At 68.7% G+C, this 7,894-nt stretch carries 6 protein-coding genes and 2 pseudogenes; 6 read left to right on the forward strand and 2 right to left on the reverse strand.

Going from position 1 to position 7,894, the window contains the following annotated elements; all coding sequences use genetic code 11:
- Together AC1DOC_RS10830 and AC1DOC_RS10835 are read left to right on the forward strand one after the other, a co-directional pair.
- Nucleotides 1-274, forward strand: a pseudogene (locus tag AC1DOC_RS10830) (hypothetical protein); the annotation flags it as partial.
- Nucleotides 275-291: 17 nt separating this feature from the next.
- Complete coding sequence (locus tag AC1DOC_RS10835; RefSeq protein ID WP_478079654.1) at nt 292-1,593, forward strand: tetratricopeptide repeat protein; 1,302 nt, start codon at nt 292-294, stop codon at nt 1,591-1,593.
- 13 nt (nt 1,594-1,606) lie between these two features.
- Here the strand turns inward: AC1DOC_RS10835 and AC1DOC_RS10840 are convergent, their stop codons facing one another.
- Entirely contained in the window at nt 1,607-3,085 is a 1,479-nt protein-coding gene (locus tag AC1DOC_RS10840; RefSeq protein ID WP_478129786.1) for a rhomboid family intramembrane serine protease, read from the reverse strand.
- Nucleotides 3,086-3,100: 15 nt separating this feature from the next.
- Nucleotides 3,101-4,498 (reverse strand): argininosuccinate lyase, encoded by a 1,398-nt coding sequence (gene argH / locus AC1DOC_RS10845; RefSeq protein WP_478129787.1) that lies wholly within the window; start codon nt 4,496-4,498, stop codon nt 3,101-3,103.
- 49 nt (nt 4,499-4,547) lie between these two features.
- Between argH and AC1DOC_RS10850 the strand changes: the two genes are divergently transcribed.
- The 4 genes and pseudogenes from AC1DOC_RS10850 to AC1DOC_RS10865 form a co-directional block, all read left to right on the forward strand.
- Nucleotides 4,548-5,621 carry a sensor histidine kinase gene (locus AC1DOC_RS10850; RefSeq protein ID WP_478083244.1) on the forward strand — a complete coding sequence of 358 codons (1,074 nt, stop codon included), beginning with the start codon at nt 4,548-4,550 and terminating at the stop codon, nt 5,619-5,621.
- Nucleotides 5,618-6,364, forward strand: coding sequence for a LytR/AlgR family response regulator transcription factor (locus tag AC1DOC_RS10855; protein ID WP_012746510.1), 747 nt, complete (start codon nt 5,618-5,620; stop codon nt 6,362-6,364). Before AC1DOC_RS10850 ends, AC1DOC_RS10855 begins: the two co-directional genes overlap by 4 nt.
- A complete protein-coding gene (locus tag AC1DOC_RS10860) occupies nt 6,361-7,623 on the forward strand; it encodes an AI-2E family transporter (RefSeq protein ID WP_012746511.1) in 1,263 nt (420 codons plus the stop codon). Before AC1DOC_RS10855 ends, AC1DOC_RS10860 begins: the two co-directional genes overlap by 4 nt.
- Nucleotides 7,624-7,678: 55 nt before the next feature.
- Nucleotides 7,679-7,894 (forward strand): annotated as a pseudogene (locus AC1DOC_RS10865) (hypothetical protein); the annotation flags it as partial.

Here is a 7,894-nt window from a genome sequence, read left to right on the forward strand (position 1 = left end):
GTTCGAGTCGGTGGGCGAGCGCATGGGCGGCATGCTCACCMTCGAGTACGAGTACCACATCGACAGCATCGACGTGGCAAGCGACCGCAAGAGCGCCACCGTCGAAGGCACCAGCGTGCTGAAGATGGGCGAGGCGGCCATGCAGTTCAAGAGCAGCTTCACGCAGCGGCTGGAGCGCGAACTGGGCCAGATGCGGCTCGTGCACGGCGACGGCGTCACGGTGGTGCGCCTGGGCGGGCGCGGCGCCATGAGCCAGAGCGACTTCTTCAAGTAGCCGCGGGCAAGGCCATCATGCGCATCAAGGAATCGCCCCCGCCCCCGCCGCCGTTCTGGCACCGCCTCAACAGCTTCTTCGCGTTTCCGTTCCAGCTGCGGCCGTTCATGTACGGCCTGGTGCTCGCGTTCTGCAGCCAGCTGTTCGAGGCCATTCCTTTCCTGCATCCCGGCCTGTCGCTGGTCGTGATCGAACTGGGCATCGTGCTGGCGGCCAGCCGCTACGGCTTCAAGGTCACGGCGCTCGGTTCGCGCGGCATCTGGCGCTCGGCCGATTTTCCGCGCGAGCTGAACGAAGACTGGGTCAACCTGCCCTGGAAGCTGTTTGCCATTTCGGTGGTGCAGGGCGCGCTGATCGGCTGGCTCGCCTGGTACGAACCGGTGCTGGGCACGGTCGCGGTGTTCGTGGTGTCGTTCACCTTTCCGGCCGCGGTGATCGTGCTGGTGCAGTCGGGCAGCTTCTTCCAGGCCATGAACCCCGGCTACGTGATGGATGCGATGCGCATCATCGGCTGGCCCTATGCACTGCTGTGCTTCTTCCTGTTCCTGCTGAGCGCGGGTGCGCAGATTGCCATCGGCATGCTGCTGCCGATGATCGACGGCCTCATCATGCTGCCGATCGCCAATTTCGCGTTCATCTACTTCGGCTGGGTGATGGCGAGCCTGCTGGGCTACGTGATGTACCAGCACCACGACGCCTTCGGCATCGACCTCCTGCCCGGCGGCGGCGTGGACGACGGCGCGCCGGTGGACCGCCGCACGCCCGAGCAGATCGCCGCGCAGCGCACCGATGCCGAAGTGGCGCAGCTCATCACCGACGGCGACGTGGCCGGCGCGCTTGGCGTCGCCTACGAGGCGCAGCGCGTGGCGGCGGCCGACGACCTGGCGGCGCAGCGCCGCTACCACCGCGTGCTGCTGCTCGCGCCCGAGAAGGCGTCCACGCTGCTCGACCAGGCGCGCCGCTTCATTCCGCTGCTGCTGCGGCGCGACCTGGCATCCGAGGCGCTCAAGGTCTTCAAGGCCTGCCGCGAAAAGGACAAGACCTTTGCGCTCGACGACGCCCCCACCGTCATGACGCTGGCCAAGGCCGAATGGCGCAATGGCGATGCGCATGCGGCGCTGGCGCTGCTGTCGGGTTTCGACCGGCGCTTTCGCGGCCATGCAGCCATTCCGCAGGCCTACGAACTGGCAGCCCGGGTGCTGGTGCAGGGGCTCGGCCGCGCCGACATGGCGCAGCCGATCCTGGCGACCCTCGAATCGCGTTTTCCGGACAGCGAGCAGACGCAGGAAGTGCGCTGGCTGCTGCGGCCCGCGGCCTGATCTCCAGCCGCGGTCAGGCGCGCTCGAGGGCGCGCGTCRCCATGTCGTTGGGCGCGATCCGCAGCAGGTGCGGCAGCCAGCCGACGGCCATGTCGCGCTCGCCGGCATGCAGCAGGCCGTTGGCGCAGACCGACAGCGTGTCGGCCAGCTCCGGATGGTCGGGCGCGGTCTTCAGCAGCACGCGGCACAGCTTGTCGGCGTCCTGGAACTGGCGCACGCGCGTGAAGCGGCGCGCCAGGCGGGCCATGTCGTCGGGCGGGAGGCGCGCGCCGGGCTTCGCCTGGTCGAGGTAGGTGGTGTAGCTGGCGTGCTGCAGGGCCAGGGTGTCGGGGTCGGTGGCGGGCAGGCGGAAGATACGGCGCGCGGCCTGGTGGAAGTCTTCGCCCGCGGGCTGCAGCCGCGCGGTGTTGAACCAGGCGCGCAGCGTGTCGGTGTCGCCGGGGCGCAAGGCGGCGGCGGCGCGCCACTCGGCGCAGGCGGGCTCGAACTTCATTGCCGCCGACAGCTTGCGCGCGGCGGCCACGTGCTGTTCGAAGCGGTCGTCGTCGGTCGCCATTTCCGATTTCACGGTCTCGGGCGCCTTCACGCGGCCCAGCCACATGGCACCGGCCATCAGCGCGGCGCCCGTCAGAAGGCCGCCCAGGTGCGCCATGTAGCCGACGCTCTGGTCACCCCACCATTGCTGCATCAGCTCGTTGGCGATCCAGGCCGGCAGCAGCAGGAGGGCAGGCGCCGTGACGTAGTTGAAATAGAAGAAGAGCTGGTAGAAGAACCGGATGCGCCGCAGCCGGTACATCACGGCGTACATGCCCATCAGCGCCGAGATCGCACCCGAGGCGCCAAGGCCGTGGCCGCCGTTGCCGGCATAGGCCCAGCCAGACAACAGCGAAGAGCCGACGGCTCCGAGCAGGTAGAAGGCCAGGTAGGTGCCGCGCCCCAGCGCCAGTTCGACCGAGAAGCCGAACAGGAAGAGGAACAGCATGTTGCCCAGCAGGTGGCCGGTGTCGGCGTGCAGGAAGGCCGCGGTGATCCAGGTCCAGGGCTTGGGCTCGGCGCCCTTGTCATGGTCGAGCGACCAGCGCTGGGTGAAGGACGCCGGCCGCATCGCCTCGTACTGCTGGCGGTCGCGCTTCCATTCGGCATGGCGCGGATTCGCGGGCGTGATGACCTCGCCGGCCTGCAGCTTCTGCAGGAATTTCCTGTCGTTCTGCAGGCTGTCGAGCAGCTGCGGATGGGTTTCCTCGTGCGGCAGCATGCGCCGCGCCTGCTTGCCGCGCCTGGGGTCCGTCTTCTCGAGCCACTCCACGAAAGGCGGCAGCTCCAGCTCGGGCAGCACGCTGTTCACGTAGTAGCGGGCCGCGCGCTCCTCGGCCTTTTCCTCGCTGCGCTGCGGTCCCCAGAACACGATCATGTTCACGAGGATCAGCAGCACCGTCATCCACGGTGGATTGCGCCAGCTCGGTTTGTTCTCGAGCGGGATGGCGTAGAACAAGCGGGGCCTTGGGCGTCAGGCCAGTCGGGCCCGGTGGCGCGCGATCTGCGCCTTCACTTGGGCCGGCGCGGTGCCGCCGAGGATGTTGCGCGCGTTGAGCGAGCCGCGCAGGCTCAGCACGTCGTACACGTCCTTCTCGATGTTCGGGTTGAACTGCTGCAGCACGGCCAGCGGCAGCTCCGCGAGGTCGACCTTGTGCGAAGTGGCGGCCTTCACGGCGTGGGCCACGGTTTCGTGCGCGTCGCGGAAGGGCAGGCCCTTCTTCACGAGGTAGTCGGCCAGGTCGGTGGCGGTGGCGTAGCCGCGCAGCGCGGCGGCTTCCATGGCCTCGGGCTTCACGGTGATGCCGCCGATCATCTCGGCAAAGATCCGCAGCGTGTCCTTGAGCGTGTCGACGGTGTCGAACAGCGGCTCCTTGTCTTCCTGGTTGTCCTTGTTGTAGGCCAGCGGCTGGCCCTTCATCAAGGTGATGAGCGCCATCAGGTGGCCGACCACGCGGCCGGTCTTGCCGCGCGCGAGTTCGGGCACGTCGGGGTTCTTCTTCTGCGGCATGATCGAAGAGCCGGTCGTGAAGCGGTCGGCAATCTGGATGAAGCCGAAGTTCTGGCTCATCCACAGGATCAGTTCCTCGCTCATGCGGCTCACGTGCACCATGCACRGGCTGGCCGCGGCGGTGAATTCGATCGCAAAGTCGCGGTCGCTCACGGCGTCCAGGCTGTTCTGGCACACGCCGTCCATCTTCAGCGTTCTGGCGACCAGCTCGCGGTCGAGTGGGTAGCTGGTGCCGGCCAGCGCCGCGGCGCCCAGCGGCAGGCGGTTGACGCGCTTGCGCACGTCCTGCAGGCGCTCGGCGTCGCGGCTGAACATTTCCACGTAGGCCAGCATGTGGTGGCCAAAGCTCACCGGCTGCGCCACCTGCAGGTGCGTGAAGCCGGGCAGGATGACCTCGACGTTCTTCTCGGCGATGTCCACCAGCGACAGCTGCAGCGCCACCAGCAGCTCGGCGATCAGGTCGATCTCGCCGCGCAGCCACAGGCGCACGTCGGTGGCCACCTGGTCGTTGCGGCTGCGGCCGGTGTGCAGGCGCTTGCCGGCGTCGCCCACGAGCTGGGTCAGCCGGGCCTCGATGTTCAGGTGCACGTCTTCCAGGTCGAGTTTCCACTCGAAGGCGCCCGATTCGATTTCAGCGCGGATCTGCGCCATCCCACGCTCGATCTCGGCGTGGTCCTGCTTGCCGATGATGCCCTGCACGGCCAGCATGCCGGCATGTGCCAGGGAACCCTCGATGTCGGCCTGCCACAGGCGCTTGTCAAAGAAGACGCTCGCGGTGTAGCGCTTCACGAGGTCGCTCATGGGTTCGGAGAACAGGGCCGACCAGGCTTCGGATTTCTTGTCGAGTTGGTTTTGAGTCATGGGAGCCGTGGTAGAGGCAATAATGGGTTGGTTACCCGATGTATCAGTGATGCGCAATCCGGCGATTTTATCGGCCACCTCCACCCCCACGCCCCCGGCCCCGCCGGAAAGAGGGCGTTTGGCCGCGCGCGGCAGCCCGGGGCTGTTCGACGCCTGCCAGATCGGGGTGGTGCTGCGCGCGGTGCTGTTCGTGGAGGCGCTGGTGGCAACCGCCACGCTGTTCGTGTCGGCTTCGCCCGGCGAATGGCTGGTGCAGACCGCCACCGTCACGGGCGGCGCGCTGCCCGCCACGCTGCTGTGGCTGGTGGCGGCCTGCGGGCTCAAGAAGCCGCTCGGGCGCCTGCCGCGCCAGGCGCAGTACGCGGCCGGCGCCGCGCTGGGTGCCGTTTCCTCGCTCTATGGCTGCGGCCTGCTTCGGCTGACCGGCGTGCTGGGCACCGCGCCCTGGCTCGCGAGCGCCGTGGCGGGCGCCTTCGTCGCGGGCATGGTGATGGCGGCGATGGTGCTGCGCGCGCGCGGCCAGACGCCGGCCGCCATGACGGCCCGGCTGGAAGAGCTGCAGTCGCGCATCCGCCCCCATTTCCTGTTCAACACGCTCAACAGCGCCATTGCGCTGGTGCGGGAAGAACCCGCCAAGGCCGAGACCATGCTCGAAGACCTGGCCGAGCTGTTCCGCCAGGCGCTGGCAGATCCGGGCGAATCGGGCACGCTGGCCGACGAGATCGCGCTGGCCGAGCGCTACCTGGCCATCGAGCAGGTGCGCTTCGGCGACCGGCTGCGCATCCGCTGGGACCTCGACGCCGCGGCCAGCAGCGCGCGGCTGCCGCCATTGCTGCTGCAGCCGCTGGTCGAAAACGCCATCAAGCACGGCGTGGAGCCCAGCCCCGAGGGCGCCAAGCTGCGCATCCGCACCGAGCGCCGCGGCAGCGTGGTGGTGATCGAGGTGGTCAACAGCCTGCCGCCCTTGCGCTGGGCCGACGAGCCCCTGCCGCGCGGCCATGGCATTGCGCTGGCCAACGTGCGCGACCGGCTGCGGCTCTTGCACGACATGCAGATGCAGTTCAGCGCCGGCATGGACCAGAAGAACTACCGCGTGCGCATTGCCATTCCCGCCGAATCATGACCCTCAAGACCCTGATCGTTGACGACGAAGCCCTGGCCCGCTCGCGCCTGCGCACGCTGCTGCGCGACTGCCGCTCGCCCGCCGCCGAAGTGGTGGCCGAGGCCGCCCAGGGCGCCGAGGCGCAGCAGCATCTCGCGGGCATGGCGCTGGACCTGGTGCTGCTCGACGTCCACATGCCCGGCATCGACGGCATCGAGGTGGCGCGCGCCCTGCGCGGGCGGGCCGACGCACCGGCGGTGGTGTTCGTCACCGCCCATGCGGCGCATGCCGTGACCGCCTTCGACCTCGACGCGGTCGACTACCTGACCAAGCCGGTGCGCGCCGAGCGGCTCCAGCAGGCGCTGCAGAAGGCCGAGCGTTTTTTGAAGGAGCGGCGCGCGCTGCAGGCCGACGCGCTGCAGGAAAGCGTGCTCATMCAGGACCGCGGCCGCGCCGAGCGGGTGCCGCTGTCGGAGGTGCTCTACCTGAAGTCCGAGTACAAGTACCTCACGGTGCGCACCGCCACGCGCAGCCACATCCTGGACGGCTCGCTGAACGAATTCGAGGAGCGCTATCCCACCCGCTTCCTGCGCGTGCACCGCAATGCGCTGGTGGCGCGCTCGGCCATCCGCGCGCTCGAGAAATACGACGACGGGGAAGACGCCGAAGGCTGGGCCCTGCGGCTCGACGCGATTCCCGAACCCGTGGCGGTGTCGCGGCGACAATTGGCTGCAGTGCGCGAAGTGCTGAAGGAAGCGCGATGACAGATGACCACAAACCGGCCGGCGATGCCCCGGCCGCGCAGCCGCCCCCGGAGCCGCCGCCATCGCCGGCGGAGCCCCCGGCCGAGGTGCCGCCCGAACCCGTGCTGGAGTCCCCGCCCGAAGCCGTGCCGCCCGAGCTGCGGCCGGAGCCCGAACGCCTGCTGCTGCACATGCCGGTCGACGTGCGCAGCGCCTCGCTGGTGGTGCTGGCCGTGCTGGCCAGCGTCTTCGCGCTGCGATGGGGCCAGGCCGTCTTCATCCCGCTGATGCTGAGCCTGCTGCTGACCTACGCGCTGTCGCCGCTGGTCGAGCGGCTGCACCGCCTGTGGCTGCCGCGCTGGATCGCCGCCGCGCTGATCCTCGTCGGCCTGTTCGGCGGCCTGGGCTGGACCGGCTATTCGCTTTCGGGCAATGCCACGCAACTGGCCGAATCGCTGCCCATCGCGGCCCAGAAACTGGGGCAGGCCATGCGCCGGAGCAGGAGCGCCAACGCCACGCCGCTCGAAAGCGTGCAGCAGGCGGCCGCGCAGCTCGAGAAGGCGGCCGAGGAAAACTCCGCGCGCGTCGCGGCCCGCAAGGGCGTTGCGCGCGTGGTCATCGAGCGGCCGTCCTTCAACGTGCGCGACTACCTGCTGAGCGGCACCGTCGGCCTGCTCGAGGCGATCGGGCAGCTCACGCTGGTCGCCTTCCTGACCTACTTCGCGCTGTGCTCCGGCGACACCTTCCGGCGCAAGCTGATCAAGATCACCGGTCCGAGCCTGCAGAAGAAGAAGGTCACCGTGCATGTGCTCGACGACATCACCCGCAACATCGAGCGCTACCTGCTGGTGCAGATCCTGATCAGCGCGCTGGTGGGCGTGACCACGGGCCTCGCCTTCTGGGCCATCGGGGTCGAGAGCGCCGCCGTGTGGGGAATCATCGCGGCCGTGACCAACCTCATTCCCTACGTCGGCTCGGTGATCGTCATGGTGGCCGCCGGGCTGGTGGCCTTCCTGCAGTTCAACAGCCTGGAGATGGGCATCCTGGTGGGCGGCGTGTCGCTTGCCATCCACACGCTGGTCGGCAACCTGCTGATGCCCTGGCTCACCAGCCGCACCAGCCGCATGAACCCGGTGGCCGTGTTCGTGGGCGTGATCTTCTGGGGCTGGCTCTGGGGCGTGTGGGGGCTGCTGCTGGGCATTCCGATCACCATGGTGATCAAGTCGATCTGCGACCGGGTCGAAGACCTGCAGCCGATCGGGGAGCTGCTCGGGGAATAGCGGGCGCGGAATTTCCGGTGCGCTACATTATTGGGAATTCATTCCCAATAACGCCATGCCTGAAATCCCGCCTCCTTCCATGCCGGCCCGCGCCCGGCTGCTTTCCATCGATGCCCTGCGCGGCCTCGTGATCCTGTTCATGCTGCTGGACCACGTGCGCGAGACTTTCTACCTGCACCACCAGGTGCCCGACCCGATGGTCGCGGCGGAAACGCCGCCCGAGCTGTTCTTCAGCCGCCTGCTGGCCCACCTGTGCGCGCCGGTGTTCGTC

Source organism: Variovorax sp. 01T439_2, from assembly GCF_056398445.1.